Genomic DNA, 18,309 nt, shown 5'->3' with positions numbered 1-18,309 from the left:
TACTGCCGCCTCCTCAAAACTCAAACCTTCACGTTCTTTGATTTCCAATACTTTCCGGCGAAAATCTACTGAATAGGCCATAAGATTCAACTCATAGGATGAAAATGATTGCTTGATCATTTTATATCGCTGCGGCTATAGAAGGCAAGCCCGGCGAAGGGATGCGCTATGCTGCAATTTTGGATTGCTTTTCAGCACGTCCTGAACCCTGCCGACTGACCTCGGCTCAAGCGCAGAAAGTCCTGAACGAGGTGCTGGCGGAGAAAAGCCCAACAGTGAACCGAACAAACGAAAAAAGGGAATCAACTTGTAAAAGTTGATTCCCTGATATTGCTGGCGGGGCCGACCGGGCTCGAACCGGCGACCTCCGGCGTGACAGGCCGGCATTCTAACCAACTGAACTACGACCCCTTGGAGACCTGGTGGGCGAAACAGGGATCGAACCTGTGACCCTCGGCTTGTAAGGCCGATGCTCTCCCAGCTGAGCTATTCGCCCTCCAAATGTTGAATACTTTTTACCATGCTGCGGTGCGTCCGTCAATCAGAAAAGCGCGAACGCGGAAAAAATTTCCCTATTTCCCTTAATGGCCGATCTCGATCTGCTGCACTGGTATATTGTGCGTCGACAAGGTCACATCATGATAGATCGACTCCAGCGGGATGTCCCGGAACAGCTCTTCGCCCTCGCGCAGGAGCAGGGCGCGACTGAGAACTTCATCCACATGCTCGGCCAAGGTGATGTCCAAGCTGCTACGCACCTTTTCTGGCACATCCTCTAAATCGCGCTCATTCTCCTTGGGTAGAATCACGCGGGTGATATTACCCCGCCGGGCCGCGAGCAGCTTTTCTGTCAAGCCACCAATGGGCAATACCCGGCCCCGCAAGGTGATTTCGCCGGTCATGGCCAATTGCCGATCCACAGGCATTTTCAGTAAGGCAGAGACCAGCGAGGTGGCAATAGTAATCCCAGCTGAAGGGCCGTCCTTAGGAATAGCCCCTTCCGGCACATGCACATGAATATCCACCTTTTGGTAGAAACCAGTATCTAGCCCTAGGCGCATGGCCCTGGAGCGCACATAAGCTAACGCGGCTTGCGCTGATTCCTGCATCACCTCGCCGAGCTTGCCGGTGATCGTCAATTTGCCAGTGCCCGGCATCAGAGCGGTTTCAATCTGAAGCAGCTCTCCGCCTACTTCTGTCCATGCCAACCCTGTCACCAAGCCGATCTCATCCCGTTTCTCTGCCAGGCCGTAGCGATGCCTGGGCACACCCAGATAATCTGCCACCGCCTCGCTGGAGAGCTGATATTTTTCCGCAGGCTCTTTCTTTTTCAGACGGTCACGGGCTACCTTGCGGCAGATGGAGGCTATTGTTCGCTCCAGATCGCGTACTCCGGCCTCGCGAGTGTAGCGGCGGATGATCTCCAGTACCCCTTCTTCTGCGAAAACAATATCGTCAGCGGCAAAACCATTGCGTTCTAACTGCTTGGGTGCCAGATGATCCTGAGCGATGCGCAGCTTTTCCTCTTCGGTGTAGCCGCTCAGACGGATGATCTCCATCCGATCCTGGAGGGGCAGGGGGATACCGTGTAAATTGTTGGCAGTAGCAATGAAAAAAACTTCAGAGAGGTCGTAATCCAGATCAAGATAATGATCGTTGAAGGCACTGTTCTGCTCCGGGTCAAGCACCTCCAGCAGAGCTGAAGAGGGATCTCCCCGGAAATCAATGCTCATCTTGTCAACTTCATCCAAGCAGAAGACCGGATTGATCACTTCGGCCCGCTGCATGGCGTGGATGATCTTGCCGGGCATGGCTCCGATATAGGTACGGCGATGCCCCCGAATTTCTGCCTCATCACGCACGCCACCCAGCGATAGACGGACAAACTTCCGGTTCATAGCCCTAGCGATAGACTTGCAGATCGAGGTTTTCCCCACGCCAGGCGGGCCGACAAGGCAGATAATTGGCCCTCGGATTTTGTCCACCTGGGCCTGCACCGCCAAATATTCGAGAATGCGCTCCTTAGTTTTTTTCAGGCCGTAATGATCTTGATCAAGAATGCGCTCGGCTTCTTCAATGTCAATTTTGACCTCGCTTTTCTCCTGCCAAGGCAGGTCGAGGATGACATCCAAATAATTGCGCACTACTGTGGTCTCGGCAGACATGGGCGGCATGGCGCGCAGCTTGTTCATCTCTCGCACTGCCTTTTCCCGCACTGCCTCGGGCAAGTCTTTTTTATCTAAGGCTTCTTGCAACTCACTGAAATCATCCGTGCCTTGGCCCATCTCTTGCTGGATTTCCTTAACCTTCTCCCCAAGATAATAGTTACGCTGATTATCGGCCATCCGTTTTCTGACCTTCACCTCAATCGACTTCTCCAGTTCGTCGAGTTCAATTTCCCGGTAAAGGAGTTCTAGCATCCGCTGAAGGCGCTCTGGCAGAGAGATGATTTCCAGTAAAGCCTGTTTCTCCTCAACCCTAAGCTGGATATGGGCACAGATCAGGTCAGCAAGCCGGGCTGGATTTTCCATCACGCCCACAGCCTTGATGATCTCGCCAGGAATTTTCTTCCGACTGACCTTGGCGTACTGATCAAAAATCCGGCGCAGCTCACGGCTGAAGGCAGGCAGATCTGGCCTGTCGCTTTCAGTGTCTGGTCGGTCTTCGACATCAGCCCAAAGAAAATCTTCGCCTTCAAGGTAGGTGGCAACCACCGCCCGCCGTTTCCCCTCGACCAGGGCCTTGATCGTGCCGTCGGGCAAGCGGAGCAGCTGAATGACCGAGGCTAACACTCCGCAGGTATGAAGGTCGCCAAATTGGGGATCATCCACGCCTGCCTCGCGCTGCGTCACTAAGAAGATCAAGCAGCGTTCTGCCATCGCATGTTCAAGAGCGCGAACAGAGTTCTTGCGGCTCACGACCAACGGCGCAATCATGCCGGGAAAGAGCACTATATCCCGCAACGGCAAGACCGGATAACGAACCAGATTGAATTCAGACATGGAGCCTGTTAACCTCTTCTCAAAAAAACAAAGCAGATAGGAATGATGCAGTTGCGGAAAAGTTTATCACGATATTCTGATCAACTGCCTAACTCCTAGTTAATATTCCTTTCTGGCTCGCTGGCAAAGGAGTTCGGCTTGACAACAGAGGAGTTTGGCCGACTTGGCAAGGAGTTGTGCTTGGCAGAAAAGGAGTTTGGCCGATTCGCCAAGGAGTTCTGGTAAGCCAGAAAGGAATCTTGCCGACTAGGAAAGGAGTTTGAGTCGGCCAAACTTCTTTGCAACTTACCAGAAAAGCAGTTTGGCCAAGCCGGACTCCTTTCCTGCCGAGTAAAACTCCTTTGCCAGCGAGCAGAACTCGTTTCTTATTGAGCCAAAAACTATGCCAAACTCCTTTAGAAGCAGAAAAAGAGACCTCTTTTTCTAGGCAAGTCATAGCGTTAGCCAGAGAAAGGGGAAGAAAGCGGTTTCAGGCCGCTTTGCGGCGGTTTTCATCACGGATTACAGCAGGGTATTCACCCTTACTGATCACGTCTTCGTTGACGACACACTCCACCGCCTCTTCATCCGAAGGCAGCTCGTACATGACTCCAACATCGCGCTTTCCATCACCGAACGCAGCCCTCTGGCTCCAGCTTTGCGCTCCATAGCCTTTTTCGCTGCCGCATTCAAGGCCTCTTCGGTGAAGCAGAGCTTGATGCCTTCCAGCTCAAAGAGCTTGATGTACTGCTTGGTCAGGGCGTTTTTCGGCTCCTTGAGGATGCGGATCAAGTCTTCCTCGCGCAGCTCGCGCATCGGTGCAATCACGGGTAAACGACCGACGAGTTCTGGAATCAGGCCGAACTTAAGCAGATCTTCCGGCTGCACTTCAGCCAGCAGCTCGCCTTCGTTCTTCTCGGTATCCAGCTGAATCTTGGCACCGAAGCCGATGGATTTCTTGCCGCCGCGCCGCTTGATCACTTTGTCCAAACCGACAAAGGCCCCGCCGACAATAAAGAGAATGTCGGTGGTGTCGATCTTGATCAAATCCTGCTGCGGATGCTTGCGCCCACCTTTTGGTGGCACTGAAGCCACTGTGCCCTCAATCATCTTAAGCAAAGCTTGCTGCACACCTTCGCCAGAAACGTCGCGAGTCAAGGAAGGTGAGTCAGACTTCCGGGCAATCTTGTCAATCTCGTCAATATAGACAATGCCACGTTGCGCGCGCTCTACGTCATCGCCGACAAGCCTAGCCCGCTTCAGCCAGAGTGATCTTTTAAGCCGCCGCCCCTTCCGCTCTATCTTCAGCGGTCTGCTTCTGTTTAGTAACAGCAACAACGTGTTGTTAAGACAGTAAAAGTCTGCCGCTTCGCATCATCCTTTTGCTGTCTTTTTGCACCTCATTGCTGCCCATCAAAAGAAGGTTCTTGTTGAGCAGCAAAAGATTGTCAGTCGACTGCAAAAATTTGCCGATCAGTAAAAAAAATGCGGAGATAAACAACTTTATTAGCATTACGTGATGCTTGGCGCAGTCTGCTTTACTTGCCTTGCTGACTTGGGAGAACGAGCCGAAAGCCCAATGCCCAACCAGCGTAGCTATAATTATGCTTAATACGTCTCGCAGCCCTTAAGTTTGAGTCGGGATCACCCCAGCCACCGCCACGAATAACATAATTTGGTACTGATGGAGAGCCTGTCGGGTTATTCTGAAGATTGGAATTGTATGCTCCATATCGATCTATACACCATTCCCAAACATTGCCGCTCATATCGTGAAGACCAAACCCATTCTTCTGTTTCCCGCCCACCGGATGTGTACTGTCGCCGCTGTTCTTTTTATACCAAGCCACATCATCCAGATTACTACCGCCGCAGTATTTACCGGAGCCGCCAGCGCGGCAGGCATATTCCCATTCAGCTTCAGTGGGCAGACTGTAATTCCTACCTGTTCGTGTATTCAGATTAACAATGAATTTCTGCGTGTCTTCCCAAGAAATATTTTCAACAGGATAGTCATCACCCTGCTTAAAAGAAGCAGGATTCGCACTATTCATAATCTTTTTCCATTGGCCCTGTGTGACTTCGTATTTTCCCATCCACAAACCATCCACGCAGACATTAGGTATAGGGCCTTCGTCTGTCCCACGACCTTCTTCATTTTCCGGTGAACCCATCATAAAGCAACCTTTAGGAATATAAACTAACTCCATTCCAGTCACAGTATCGGTCATCATCTTGTCCTGTTGTGGCACTTTATTATCAAATATTTCTTGAACTGCAGGACTTATTTTACCAGAATTTGGTTGTTCTTTTGGAGTATTATTTGACCCAGAAACACTCCTGGTTGCCAAATAATAAATCAGGCTGCCAGCTCCCAACAGGGCTATAATGAAAAAATCCCTCTTAAAATTCTTCGTCTCATAGTGATTGTTACGGTTTTCACCGATTGCTTGCGCTGGAGCAACTGCATGGACTTCCAGCGATTCTTCTTTTGCATCTTCTTTACGATCAACAAAGTTCCCATGAACTGCCGCCTTTTTTTCTTTTTCGGCAAACCTGTTACTCGACCCGTCAGCCAGTCCGTCAAGGGTAAAACGTATGTTCATCCACTGCATAATGAAATCAGCAGGATTAATTTTATCTGCAACAAGCCGATCAATCAGAATGCAGAACTCCTGATCTTTGCCTGACATGCCTTGCTTCGGCAAGGAGATGCTCCGTGCTGCCTCGTTGACAATATCATCCGTCAAAAGCCCTTGTGCGGCAAAATCATACAATTTCCTCCTGATTTCCTTCCGCCGCTTCTCTCTCGACTCCTTACCACTGTACGCAATAATCATCTCTCCTTTTGCATGAAGATCCAGCTTCATCGGCTCCTGAGCACCATCTTCACGGACTTTTTCATTGACATACTCGTACAGCTCGTGCATGTCCACAAAACCGTCATCGTTTTTGTCCGCTTCGCCAGATTTTATGCCTTCGACAAGATGCTTGGTGAACAGACTGAACTGCTCCGACTCTTTCTCGACCGCCACTTGAATGCCAGTTGAGGCGGTCATGATGAATGTTCCCTGCCCTCGCGACATGATTTGAAGCTGATCATCCACGCCGCCTTTGGCAAACACCGATCCAGCCGCGCCGCTGTAGCAGCAGTCCAAAATGAGAATTTTCTTTCTTGTGGCGGATGAGTCAAAGAACGACTTGATACGTTCCACGCTGACAGATGTTGATTGCAGCGTTTTCAGTCTGGTGTTTGTTGTCGCAAGACAGAGTTGGCCTGAAGAAGAGTTCAGTTTACCGTGACCAGAAAAATAGATAAGCACCAAATCATTCTTGCCCGCATCGGCAAGAACGCTCTCTATCTTTTCTTCGATTTCCCGGTTCGGAACATTTTTAAAAACAAAGGTGGTGAACTGCCCGAACTCTTGCGAACGCAAAATCTCATCAACAGCATCAACGTCATTCTCCGGGCAGCGCAGCTCAGTCAGACCCGGCTCATCCGGGTATTTGCTGCTGGCGATCAAAATCGCATATCTCTTTTCAGTCATTTTCAAACTCCGCAGAACTGTCTTGCCGTTTGAATCGTCTGCTCCATCTGCGTTTTGCTGAGATGCTCCGCCTCAATCTTCAGCGTTCTTCCATCAGCAGCTTGCAGTTCAATCTTCAATGTCGGCTTGCGCTCAATATATGATTTTAGCACCTGAAACATCGCCACCACTGTGCCGGAACTCAGCGCGGCAAGGAGCAGGCTGCCGACAGTGACCGGATCACCCTTTGTGCCAGCGCCGCCGCGCTCTTCCGGCAGCTTTGCTGTCAAGTCAGTCTCTTGATTGATGCTGCGCAGCAGGGCTGATGTCAGCTCCTGCAAGTCCTCTTCCGCCATCCTGCTGTCGTGAATGGAAAGTGTCGCATCCATACGAAGTTCCTTTGTGAATAAAATTGGATAATCCCATGCTTTTTAAAATACCATCAGAACGGCAGGAACCACAAGGGATTTCCGCTGCCAGAGCGCAGGAAGAGGAATAGCCTGCGCTGGCAGCGGACGGAATGTGGGGAAGGCTACGTCTTCGGGTCGCAAGACGATTTCGTCGTCAAAGAAGGCAGCTTTTCTTGCTGAAAGAACTGTGTGAGCAACCGACCTACGCCGCTTTGCGGCGGTTTTCATCCCGGATTACAGCAGGGTATTCCCCCTTACTGATCACGTCTTCGTTGACGACACACTCCACCGCCTCTTCATCCGAAGGCAGCTCGTACATGACATCCAACATCGCGCTTTCCATCACCGAACGCAGCCCTCTGGCTCCAGCCTTGCGCTCCATAGCCTTTTTCGCTGCCGCATTCAAGGCCTCTTCGGTGAAGCAAAGCTTGATGCCTTCCAGCTCAAAGAGCTTGATGTACTGCTTGGTCAGGGCGTTTTTCGGCTCCTTGAGGATGCGGATCAAGTCTTCCTCGCGCAGCTCGCGCATTGGCGCGATGACCGGCAGGCGGCCCACTAGCTCTGGAATTAGGCCGAACTTGAGCAGATCTTCCGGCTGCACTTCGGCCAGCAGCTCGCCTTCGTTCTTCTCGGTATCCAGCTGAATCTTGGCACCGAAGCCGATGGATTTCTTACCGCCGCGCCGCTTGATCACCTTGTCCAAACCGACAAAGGCCCCACCGACAATAAAGAGAATGTCCGTGGTGTCGATCTTGATCAAATCCTGCTGCGGATGCTTGCGCCCACCTTTTGGTGGCACTGAAGCCACTGTGCCTTCAATCATCTTGAGCAGAGCCTGCTGCACACCTTCGCCAGAAACGTCGCGAGTCAATGACGGCGAGTCAGACTTCCGGGCAATCTTGTCAATCTCGTCAATATAGACAATGCCACGTTGCGCCCGCTCTACGTCATAGTCTGCGGCCTGGAGCAAACCGACCAAAATAGTCTCGACATCATCGCCAACATAGCCTGCTTCTGTCAGCGTGGTGGCATCAGCAATACTAAAGGGAACATTCAGGACGCGGGCCAGGGTTTGTGCCAACAAAGTCTTGCCGCTGCCGGTGGGACCAATCAACACAATGTTCGATTTTTGGATTTCCACTGCATCCACATCGCCCTTGCCTGCTGCCCGAGAGCTGATGCGCTTGTAATGATTATGCACTGCTACGGCCAGCACCCGTTTGGCAAAGTCCTGGCCAATAACATAGTCATTCAGATGGGCGTGAATTTCCTTGGGCTTAAGCAAGCGGGGCGGTTCAACAACCGGAGGAGCCTGGCCTTCAACAGGCTCTTTAATCATGCCGCTGCAAATCTCCACACATTCGCTGCAAATATAGACATCCGGGCCAGCAATCAGCCGCGCTACCTCTGCCTCTTCTCTACCGCAGAATGAGCAGGAGCGTGCTCCTGCGGCACTGCCGGAGAGTTCATCGCTCATGCCCGCTCCTCCTTTTTCCCCTTGCCGCTGCTCTCTTCTCGACGCTCCAGCACCTTGTCAACCAGACCGTAGTCTTTTGCCTCAAAGGCAGTCATGAAGTTATCTCGCTCCGTGTCCTGCTCAATCTGCTTGACTGGCTTGCCGGTATGCTTGGCCAGGATAGTATTCAGGTCTGCGCGCATCCGCAGTATTTCTTTAGCATGAATCTCAATGTCCGTGGCCTGTCCCTGATAGCCACCCATCGGTTGATGGATCATCACCCTGGCATTAGGTAGTACAAAACGTTTGCCAGCTGCACCCGCAGCAAGCAGTAACGCGCCCATAGAGGCTGCCTGACCCATGCAAAGCGTGGCTACATCGCAGCGAATGTATTGCATGGTGTCGTAAATAGCCATGCCCGCTGTTACTGAGCCGCCAGGCGAGTTGATATAAAAAGTAATGTCCTTGTCAGGATCATCCGCTTCGAGAAAGAGCATCTGGGCAACAATCACGCTGGCCACGTCATCATTGACTGGCGTGCCCAAGAAGACAATGCGCTCCCGCAGCAGGCGCGAGTAAATGTCAAATGCCCGCTCACCGCGCGGACTTTGCTCAACCACCATTGGCACAAGATTCATGATCAGCTCCTCAAACAAAAAACCGGACAGCGCACGCAGCAATCTGTCCGGCTGTTCTAGCAAAAGAAAAATTCAGCCTAAGCCTGGCTCTAGCTCTTAAGCTGCCGCCTCAGCCGCTTCTGCTGCTTCAGTAATCTTGGCTGCATCCACAAGGAAGCGCAGGATCTTCTCATTGAGTAATTCAGCTAAGAAGGGCATGATTTCCTCCCGTCGCTGAAAATACTTCTTCACATCTGGCACAGTCATGTTGTACTGCTTGGCAATGCGTTGATAGCCGCGCTCGATATCCTCATCTGCCAGCTTAATGTCCTCTAGCTCGGCAATCTTCTTTAACAAGAAGTCACCGCGTACCCGTTTCTCAGCTCCGGCATGATGCTGCTTGGCCATTTCTTCCCGCTTGAGGCCAGCAGTCTCCAAGGTCAGACCTGTGCGCTTCAGCTGCTCTTCAGTCTGATTGATCATCTCCTGAATCTCATAGTTCACAGCCCGCTCTGGTACTGGGAACGTATTCATACTGATGAGCTTCTGCATGAGTTGGTCAGCCAGATCACCTTCCTGAGCAGATTCCCGTTGCTTGCGGAGTTGCTCGGCGATATCAGCCCGCAGATCAGCCAGGGTAGCGTATTTCGGATTAACATCCTGCGCAAAGGCATCATCAAGCACAGGCTTTACCCGTTCCTTGATCTCCTTAACATCAACCTTGAACTCAATGGTCTTGCCTGCCATGACTGGGTTAGGATAATCAGCTGGGAACACCGTCTCGTACAGGGCTGACTCGCCTTTCTTCAGACCAAGCAGTTGCTCTTCAAACTCCGCACCCAACCGCTTAGTACCTACATCAATGGCGTAGTTCTCGTTATGTACTTCCTTCATCGGCTTCTCATTATGGAAGCCCTGGAAATCCACCATCACAATGTCATCAACTGCAACACCATGCTCTTCGTCAGCAACTCTGAGCACAGCGTGCTTGCGGCGCAGGTCTTCAATCCTGCGGTCAATGTCGGCATCGGTGATATTGATCGGACTCTTTTCCAGTTCTACGCCCTTGTACTCGCTGATCTCAAAGACTGGTTTAACATCCACGAACGCCACATACACAAAGGTACCATCATCGGCAAAACGGGTTTCGCGAATCTCAGGATGGACTACTACGTCTAACTCTTTCTGCTCTACTGCCTCGAAATAGGTAGCTTGCACCAATTTCTCCGCAACTTCTGCTTGCACGCGTTCCCCGTAGTTTTTCTCTAGGATGGACATGGGGGCTTTGCCTTTACGGAATCCTTTAAGATGGACATCCTTTTTCAGCTTGCCATAGGCTTTGTCCATCGCCTCCTGCACTACGTTCGCAGGCACGGTGACGGTGATCTCGCGGGTCAGTTCGCTCAGTTTTTTGACTGCAATTTCAATTTCTATGTTCAAGTCTGGGTCTGGGACATATCCGTCGCTTGGGACAGAACATTGATCAGCTGCTATTTCCATTGCCTCAATTCCTTAGTTCGGATTGCCTGCCCTGGGCAGAAAGTATCTCAATCCAGGCAGGAGCATGGTGATGCTGCCCGTCTCCTGAATATGGGACCGTGTTGTATATTTACTTGGTGCGAGAGAGGGGAGTCGAACCCCTACACACGAAGTGCGCTGGATTCTAAGTCCAGTGCGTCTACCAGTTCCGCCACTCTCGCGTTAATCGGGTAGTATTAATCAATGAACAGCTCTTCGTCAAGGGCGAGCTGTAGAGAAAATGCAGCAGCGAGGTAAAAAGTACACAATAGGCGAAGAAGCCAGCCTGCTCTGGCTGCTTTTTTGCTAGGCCATCTTTTGATCCACCCGATAAGACCGACCAGCATATTAGGCCAGCTTACTGGCAGGAGAAGGTAAGGTTTCCGTGCCAACAACAACGACCGTCAAAGCTTCAGTACACGTTTTTTTGTCTTGCTACAGCTTTCTTGCCTGTTTCACAGCAAAATTTGCTATTTAAACCGGCCTGATTCACACTTGAATCAAGACGATTTAAATTTGAATCAAGGCAATTCACGCTTGAATCGAAGCAATTCAAATTTAAATCGAGGCAATTCAAACTTGAATCAAGGCGATTTACACTTGAATCAAAGTGATTTAAATTTGAATTGAGGTAATTTACGCTTACATCAGGACGATTCACTCTTGCATCGGGGCAATTGAAGCGTGAATCGTTCTGGTTCATGCTTCAATCAGAGTGATTTAAACGTAACTTGCCTCGATTTAAATTTAAATTGCCTCGATTCAAGTGTGAATCAGGCCGATGCAACCGTGATCTGCGGTCAACAAAGCAGGGTTTCAGTCAGGCTCCTCTCCTGTTGAAGCAACTGAAGTTTTGCCAGAAGTCTCTTAAGCTGCTTATGCAGCCAAATCAATGCAGTTTTGCATCTCGCGTACTGCTTGATCAAGACCAACAAAAGCAGCGCGAGCAATTACCGCATGACCAATGCTTAATTCTTCAATCACGGATAAGGCAGCAATGCGGCCCACGTTAAGATAATTCAGCCCATGCCCAGCATTGACCTGCAAACCAGCGGCAAAGGCGGTCTCTGCTGCCTGTTCAAGGAGATGGAACTCTTTATCTTGCTCCTTCTGGTCTGTTGCCTCAGCATAACGGCCTGTGTGCAGCTCAACATAGGTTGCGCCAACATCAACAGCCGCCTTAATCTGCTCAGGTTTGGGATCAACAAAGAGCGAGACGGGAATACCTGCCTCAATCATCTTCGCAATCGTCTTCTTGATCTTCTTCTCATCCTCCAGAATGTCTAAGCCGCCTTCGGTGGTTAACTCTTTGCGCTTCTCTGGGACTAAGGTGATTAAATCTGGCTTGACCTCTAAGGCGATATTGACAATCTCTTTTACCGCTGCCATTTCTAAGTTCAGCCGGGTCTTGATTGTCTCTCGTAAGACGCGCACATCACGTTCTTGAATATGACGGCGATCTTCTCGCAAATGCACGACAATGCCTCTGGCTCCGGCTAACTCACATATACCAGCGGCCAACACTGGATCAGGCTCTGCGCCGCCTCGTGCTTCCCGGATGGTGGCGATGTGGTCAACATTGATAGCAAGCTGCGGCATGATTCTTCCTCGTGAATGAATATGGTGAATGGCCTGAAAGAGCTGCGCTTCTTTATCCTGCATGATTTCCGCTTGCTCATCAGATAGCTCATGATCATAGCCAAGCAAATGCAGGAGGCCGTGAATAATCAGCCAAGTTAGATGCTGATGGAGACATACACCCTTTTCTACAGCCTCGCGCCAAGCTGTTTCCACAGAAATAAGGATATCGCCTAGCTCGTTTGCGTTCTCTGCGGGAAAGGATAAGACGTTAGTCGGCCCTTCTTTGTGACGATAGGTCTGATTATAGTTCGCTATCTCTGCATCATCCATCAAGACGATGCTCACTGGCCGACCAGTTTGGCCAAGTAAAGCCACTAAGCGGACTGTCTGTGCCCGCAGCAGGCGAAGGTTGAGGCGAAGGTGACTATTATTATAATGGGTGAGGAGATTGATGGCCATTAGGTTTCTGGACGGTCGCGACGAGGACTCTTCTCATACGCCAGGATGATCTTCTGCACCAGCGGATGGCGTACTACGTCGTTGCTATCGAAATGACAAAAGCTGATACCGTCAATGTCCTGCAAGATGTTTTTGGCTTCTGCTAAACCAGAAGGCTGACCACCAGGTAAATCAACTTGGGTGATGTCACCGGTGATCACTGCTTGCGAGTCAAAGCCAATCCGCGTGAGGAACATCTTCATTTGCTCGCGGGTGGTGTTCTGTGCTTCATCAAGGATGACAAAGCCCTTGTTCAATGTTCTACCCCGCATAAAGGCCAGCGGTGCAATCTCAATGATACCTCGCCCGATGAAATCAGCAGCTTTCTCCGCCCCCAGCATATCTGTCAACGCATCAGTGAGTGGCCGTAAGTAAGGATCAACCTTCTGTGCCAGATCACCTGGGAGAAAGCCGAGCTTCTCCCCAGCTTCAACTGCTGGTCGGGTCAGGATAATTCGCTGTACTCGTTCAGCAGCCAAGGCAGAGACAGCCATAGCTACAGCCAAGTAGGTCTTACCTGTACCTGCGGGGCCAATCCCAAACACGATGTCGCTGCGCCGGATAGCCTCAATGTAGTTTTTCTGGTTGATGGTTTTGGGAGAGATGATCCGCTTTTTAGCAGTAATACAGACCTTCTCTAAAAAGATCTCTTCGAGAACAGCACGGGGCGTGCCTTCAAGTATCTTCAGGGCAAAGGCGATGTCTTGACTGAAGATCGGATACCCTTTACGAACGAGTTCATAGAGCTGTTGGAGAGCTGAAACCGCAAGTTCCACTGCATGAGACTGCCCTTCAATTTGTAAGGCATAGCCCCTGCAGTGGATACGGACACCTGCGGCCTGTTCGACGGTATGAAGGTTGCGGTTCAGTTCACCAAACAATGCCTGCGCAGCAGCATGATCAGTGAACTCTAACCCCTTATCCGCCTCGCCAGCTGCTCGTTCTCTTTTCGACGGAGATGGCACAGATGTTTACTTCTTCTTGGCTACTTCCTGATCAATCATCTTCTGAATGGCATCAGGGCTAGGAGAATTGACCCGGCGGCCATTGACGAACAGGGTTGGCGTACCATTAACTTCAGCAAGCCGAGCAGTGGTCATATCCTTGGCCAGCTTTTCCTGCGTGGCTGGACTGTTCAAATCTGCCTTAAACTTCGCCACATCCAAACCAATGGCAGCAGCAGCTTTATCAATCGCTTCAGCCGTCAGACCAGAGCCTGTGGCAGCAGCAAAAAGTGCATCATGCATCTCCCAGAACTTGCCTTGAGCCTGAGCAGCAATAGCGGCACGAGCTGCTGGCTCTGCCTGCTGGTGCATTCCCAAGGGCATATGCTTGAATACCACTTTGACCTTATCAGGATTCTTCTTCATGACCTCTTCCATCAAAGGATGCACCTTGCTACAGAAGGGACATTGGAAATCCGAGAAGACAACCAAAGCCACTGGCGCATCCTCCTTACCCTTGAATGGGGAGCCGGAGATGTCAATGTCTTTGGCAAAGGAGATGTCCAAGGCCTTGTATGCACCGCTCTTGTCCATCAGGTACAACATCTCTCCTCGAGGCGAGATATCTACGCCAACCGTGTCTGGATCAGCTGGTATAACTCCCAGCTTTTGACCTTCGGTGGAGTACAAATAGACCTTGTTGTCCTCGCCAAGGATAAATACTATTCTGCCATCCAGTGATTGGACAAAATCAACAGGCTTGGATTCAGTCTTCCATGCCTGCATAACTGTCCAGGAGAGTGCATCTGGCTTGGCCGCAGGTTGCTGCTCCGGTGCAGGTGGCTGGGCCGATGCTATCTGACCGAAAAGCAGGAGAAAGCAACCCAACGTAAGAGTTTTTTTCATCATTTTATTCCTTTCCTTGGTGTGAAAAATTGACAGAAGATAAGCATGGTGCAGGCATTATACTGTCCTGTGCTGCGTCCGGCAAGCTGAACAAATCGTGTTTTTTTATGAGGGAAAAGCCAGCTGCTCAGAAGCCGATCCTCAATGCGGCGTAGAAGCCATTACGGTTCAGCAGATAGAGCATGTTGCTGCGCGGGACGAGATCAAGAGCAGAGATACCTGCCGGTACAGGGAGAACCCCCTGCTTTTCACCGAGATAGGAATAAACTCGAATGACGCTGTCAGCCTCTAGGGTAATGACTAACCCTCGGTCTGGCAGGCTTGCAATATCGACCGGCCTAGCCTGGGTCCGCCAACGGCTGCGCACCGACCCGTCCGCCACACCACTCTCCAGAGAGATGTTGAAGATCGTGCAAGTGCCGCTCTGGTCAACCACATACAGGATTTTACCACGTGGATCAATATCAATAGCTACTGGGCGGCTCTGCATGGATAGCGTGCCTAGCTGCTCGCCGACTGCGGAATAAATCTGCACGTTGCCGTCCTCGCCTAGGACAAAGACGAGCTTTTTATCAAACGTTTGGGCGAAATCCACTGGACTCGCTCCTGACTCCCAGTTGTTCATGACCGACCAGGTGTCAAGAAAACGCGGGCTGCTGCTGGATGCGGCAGTTGCCAGTTGCGCGGGCAGCAGGAGCAGCGAGCATAATGCAAGAGCTTTTTTCATTTTTCCTTTTTTATGCTGAGTTTTTTTTGTGGAATTTCCGCTTGCGCAGTGTGCATCTTACTCTCCGCAGATACATCAGGCAAGTCGAGTCACCTGTTTTTTATTTTTTTACCGCGTTTGCCTTCGAAACCATTTATCTTTTTTCATGACGGAAGGAAATACCCCCGTCTTGAGTATATCTTTGCTGTGTATCCTGCTAAAGTTTTCTGCTTTTCCGCTTGCTTTGTTCTGTCTTCCGGGATATATTTTATATATAGGAAAAAAGGCAAAATATTTCACTCGCAATTTGCTTTTTTCAGTCAAAAGGAGACGATCATGTGGAAAAAAATCAGTTTTGTAGCAGTATTAGGCTTAAGCCTCTGTCCTTCAGCAGCAATGGCAGCATTCAATCCATTTGAGGGTATTGTAGCTGGTATCGCCCAAGGGCTTGCATCGGGGGAGGATGTTGTTATAACATCGTCCAATGACAAAGGTACGACTCAAGGCGGTAACGTATTAATCGGCCATGAAAATCCGAAGCAAAGTTTGGAAGCTGATGGTGATCTGAAGCTTACAATGACTGACGGAGAGGATACTACTCAGGCTGGTAACGTGTTTAAGGGCGAGGTTGCGGTACTGACAATGCAGGAAACTACTGTCGGCGGGAGTGCAAACCTTACTTCTTCCGGAAACGGTGCAGGGGCTGTTCAGGCGATTAACTTAGTCACCGCCTGTAGTGCCAGTGACTGTGCAAACTGATTAGCAGAGGCAGGAGAAGTTTTTCTGTTGATTTTTTTGTATTTTCTCCTGTCTTGACGATGCTCAATACGGATGTAACAGTGTGATATCCTAACTGCTGGGGGAGGAACAGAGTAAAATGGTACAAAAAATTTGTTTGTTCATATCCTTCGCTGGGATATTACTAACTCCTTTGAAATCAGCAAACGCAGATTTTGCTGTTTTTGATCAGTTTGCAGATGCCTTAAACACAGGAATGTTTCAGGGAGTTCAGGTCAGCAGCGAGATGAATATTGAATCATCCAGCGATGATGGTAGCACTCAGGGTATCAATGTGATAGTAAATCCCTCTTATAGAGGGAACGTTATGCAGGTTACGCTGATGGAACAGGATTTTTTGCTGACACTATCGGAGGGCGATAAAGTTGTCCAAGGTGTCAACGTTTATCGGGGTAGCGCGGACTCTGTTACACAAATGGTAGCTATTTCTGGTTCAGTTACCATGAGTTCTCGCAACAATACCGACAGTATTCAAGGCATCAACGTCATCACAGACTGCGACTCCTGTAATTAAGATGTTGTATTATTTGGAGGTGCCGCATGGAAAAGAAAATATTTTTGTTCATCCTTATTTTTGTTTTTTTTGCTTGGGCTAAAACAAGTACAGCAGAAATCAATGAAGTTGATATACCTAATGTGGAAGTAAATCCTGGTCTGAATTCTGTGCTGAGTCAGAAAGACAGTGCTATGCCGAACAGCAAGGCATTGGGTGATGAAAACCAGCGGCTGCCCAAAACCAATGGTTATGTGTTACCCGATAGAAACATTATTGTTGACAACCCTATTGAACCAAAGTGTATTTTTTATGGAAATTATAACGAAGGTTCAGGTGATGCATTCCAATATCTTGATGTCAACACGATAGTGTTTGAATGCCAGTAGTTGAGCGTCTCCGTTATTTCCTGCCAACAGACTGAGTTGTCCTTCCTTTCTCCTTCGCGTTCCCCCCTACCTTTGCTGAAATGAATATTTTACTCAGAACAGCATGGTTAGGAAGCACAATTTTACTTATCAACACTAGCTGCTCTAATATTAACTCGTCCATGTCTAATATCATGACGGAAACGCCGCATTCCGCCATGACTAATCTGACTGAGACGTTGAAATGTATGGGAGATAAGATCAACCAAGCTCCTAACACAGGGAACATTCTTCTGCTCGTAGATGATTTTTATGACGGTACTGCACCAGTAGTACCGGACACCAAGATGCTGACTGGCCGATATACGCGGGAAAACGGCCCGCTGGCCGACAGTGGCAAATATGATTTCGAGTCAGTCATTAAACGGAGCATCTCACCAAAAAAGATCATTATCCCTTATTCGCCGCCCTTTGGCCTGTTTCAGCAGGAAGACAAATACGGTATGCTGAATCCGGTCTATGTGAAGGATATGGCTAAAATGTACAAAGCTACGGGGGTGGTTAGGGTAAAAGGAGTGTATACCCAAAACGATTCCTCTGATTACATCAACAAGGGCGATGGTAGCGGTGCAGAGACAAAAGGTAACCACGGCGAAGCACAAATTGAATACGGCATTTCCAAGGCTGCAAGAAGTTTGTCATTGGTAGTATATCTCGGTGATGCCATAAGCAATACCGTCGGAGCTGCCACCACGCTAACACTGAATACCTATACAGAGTCAGACAAATTTACTATCGGGCTAGGCTATGGCGAAGGCAGCATGAGTTTCGCCGCCCAGTCGAAACTCCGGGAAGGTTTGCACGGAGCGCAGCGAACGCTGATTGAAGCAGCCGTATTATGGACGCTCAGAGGTTTGTATCAGCAGCTTGATTTTTCCCGCTGCTTCGCAGTAGAAGGGCCTACCCCTGAGGCAACGGTCTCAGCCTATCAGAAATGGCTGGAGCTGGATGAAAATGAGAGAATAAAATATCTCAAACTCATCCTCAGAGAGCTGAAATACTATGTTGGCAAGATCGACAAAAACTATGATGTTGATCTGCAAAGGGCTATCACTGGCTACGAGGCAGAACATGACATGTTAATCCCGCACACGAGAAGCAATCTCGGCGATCTGTTCATTCAACTCTACATGAAGGTTGATAGTAAGAAATTAGAGAAGTTAGCCCACCAAAACGATTTTCTCTTCTAAAAGATGCTCTTGCTAAGAATAGGTGCCCTTCCTATTGACGACCAGGCATCTGCCCGCATAGAATACTTCTAACCCCTTCCTGTCGCGCGAATGCGACGACAGGATTTCTTTCTCCCAATCTTTTACAAAAAAATAGCACCTATGCGCAGCAGCATCCTGTTTAGCCCTCTGCTGGGGGCGGCCTTGCTCCTCGCTCCTCACCTGTCCTCAGCGCAACTCTTGACGGAGTTTCCTCTCAGCAATTTTAAAGCGAACA

General features: G+C 49.8%; 14 protein-coding genes, 3 tRNA genes and 1 pseudogene. 4 read left to right on the top strand and 14 right to left on the bottom strand.

Translation table 11 applies throughout. From position 1 onward, the window contains the following. Positions 1-334 precede the first annotated feature (334 nt). The 14 genes and pseudogenes from ACNKIB_RS04395 to ACNKIB_RS04330 form a co-directional block, all read right to left on the bottom strand. Positions 335-411 (bottom strand) — tRNA-Asp (locus tag ACNKIB_RS04395). Between the two features lie 9 nt (positions 412-420). Further along, positions 421-496 (bottom strand) — tRNA-Val (locus ACNKIB_RS04390). Between the two features lie 85 nt (positions 497-581). Beyond that, positions 582-3,002, bottom strand: coding sequence for an endopeptidase La (gene lon / locus ACNKIB_RS04385; RefSeq protein WP_417909331.1), 2,421 nt, complete (start codon positions 3,000-3,002; stop codon positions 582-584). A 469-nt stretch (positions 3,003-3,471) separates the two neighbouring features. Beyond that, positions 3,472-4,217 (bottom strand): annotated as a pseudogene (gene clpX, locus ACNKIB_RS04380) (ATP-dependent Clp protease ATP-binding subunit ClpX); the annotation flags it as partial. A 302-nt stretch (positions 4,218-4,519) separates the two neighbouring features. Further along, on the bottom strand, positions 4,520-6,529 hold the full coding sequence (locus ACNKIB_RS04375) for a caspase, EACC1-associated type (protein WP_417909330.1): 2,010 nt from the start codon (positions 6,527-6,529) through the stop codon (positions 4,520-4,522). A gap of 2 nt (positions 6,530-6,531) precedes the next feature. Next, the gene (locus tag ACNKIB_RS04370) at positions 6,532-6,897 is read right to left on the bottom strand and encodes an effector-associated constant component EACC1 (protein WP_417909329.1); all 366 of its coding nucleotides are present in this window, start codon (positions 6,895-6,897) and stop codon (positions 6,532-6,534) included. 223 nt (positions 6,898-7,120) lie between these two features. After that, complete coding sequence (clpX, locus tag ACNKIB_RS04365) at positions 7,121-8,395, bottom strand: ATP-dependent Clp protease ATP-binding subunit ClpX (RefSeq protein WP_417909328.1); 1,275 nt, start codon at positions 8,393-8,395, stop codon at positions 7,121-7,123. Next, the gene (gene clpP, locus ACNKIB_RS04360; protein ID WP_417909327.1) at positions 8,392-9,012 is read right to left on the bottom strand and encodes an ATP-dependent Clp endopeptidase proteolytic subunit ClpP; all 621 of its coding nucleotides are present in this window, start codon (positions 9,010-9,012) and stop codon (positions 8,392-8,394) included. The genes clpX (ACNKIB_RS04365) and clpP overlap by 4 nt, the downstream gene beginning before the upstream one ends. A gap of 96 nt (positions 9,013-9,108) precedes the next feature. After that, a complete protein-coding gene (gene tig / locus ACNKIB_RS04355; protein ID WP_417909326.1) occupies positions 9,109-10,491 on the bottom strand; it encodes a trigger factor in 1,383 nt (460 codons plus the stop codon). A 114-nt stretch (positions 10,492-10,605) separates the two neighbouring features. Continuing rightward, positions 10,606-10,691, bottom strand: a tRNA-Leu gene (locus ACNKIB_RS04350). A 694-nt stretch (positions 10,692-11,385) separates the two neighbouring features. Further along, positions 11,386-12,549 (bottom strand): pyridoxine 5'-phosphate synthase, encoded by a 1,164-nt coding sequence (locus ACNKIB_RS04345; protein ID WP_417909325.1) that lies wholly within the window; start codon positions 12,547-12,549, stop codon positions 11,386-11,388. Beyond that, positions 12,549-13,553 (bottom strand): PhoH family protein, encoded by a 1,005-nt coding sequence (locus ACNKIB_RS04340; protein WP_417909324.1) that lies wholly within the window; start codon positions 13,551-13,553, stop codon positions 12,549-12,551. Before ACNKIB_RS04340 ends, ACNKIB_RS04345 begins: the two co-directional genes overlap by 1 nt. A 6-nt stretch (positions 13,554-13,559) precedes the next feature. Beyond that, positions 13,560-14,441, bottom strand: a complete 882-nt coding sequence (locus ACNKIB_RS04335; protein WP_417909323.1) for a thioredoxin domain-containing protein — start codon at positions 14,439-14,441, stop codon at positions 13,560-13,562. A 124-nt stretch (positions 14,442-14,565) separates the two neighbouring features. After that, on the bottom strand, positions 14,566-15,165 hold the full coding sequence (locus ACNKIB_RS04330) for a YncE family protein (protein WP_417909322.1): 600 nt from the start codon (positions 15,163-15,165) through the stop codon (positions 14,566-14,568). 315 nt (positions 15,166-15,480) lie between these two features. On the opposite strand from ACNKIB_RS04330, the gene ACNKIB_RS04325 reads away from it, so the two are divergent. The 4 genes from ACNKIB_RS04325 to ACNKIB_RS04310 all read left to right on the top strand — a co-directional run bounded on the left by ACNKIB_RS04325 (position 15,481) and on the right by ACNKIB_RS04310 (position 18,053). Further along, positions 15,481-15,903: a hypothetical protein gene (locus tag ACNKIB_RS04325; RefSeq protein ID WP_417909321.1), complete on the top strand. Its 423-nt coding sequence runs from the start codon at positions 15,481-15,483 to the stop codon at positions 15,901-15,903. A 118-nt stretch (positions 15,904-16,021) separates the two neighbouring features. Further along, on the top strand, positions 16,022-16,456 hold the full coding sequence (locus tag ACNKIB_RS04320; RefSeq protein ID WP_417909320.1) for a hypothetical protein: 435 nt from the start codon (positions 16,022-16,024) through the stop codon (positions 16,454-16,456). A gap of 26 nt (positions 16,457-16,482) precedes the next feature. Continuing rightward, positions 16,483-16,824 carry a hypothetical protein gene (locus tag ACNKIB_RS04315; RefSeq protein ID WP_417909319.1) on the top strand — a complete coding sequence of 114 codons (342 nt, stop codon included), beginning with the start codon at positions 16,483-16,485 and terminating at the stop codon, positions 16,822-16,824. 161 nt (positions 16,825-16,985) lie between these two features. After that, the gene (locus tag ACNKIB_RS04310) at positions 16,986-18,053 is read left to right on the top strand and encodes a hypothetical protein (RefSeq protein WP_417909318.1); all 1,068 of its coding nucleotides are present in this window, start codon (positions 16,986-16,988) and stop codon (positions 18,051-18,053) included. Positions 18,054-18,309: the final 256 nt, after the last annotated feature.

Origin of the sequence: Candidatus Electronema sp. PJ, from assembly GCF_048287395.1 — a bacterium.
Lineage (GTDB): Bacteria > Desulfobacterota > Desulfobulbia > Desulfobulbales > Desulfobulbaceae > Electronema.
The sequence above is the reverse complement of the archived record's forward strand: the minus strand, read 5'-3'. Positions and strand labels throughout refer to the sequence as shown.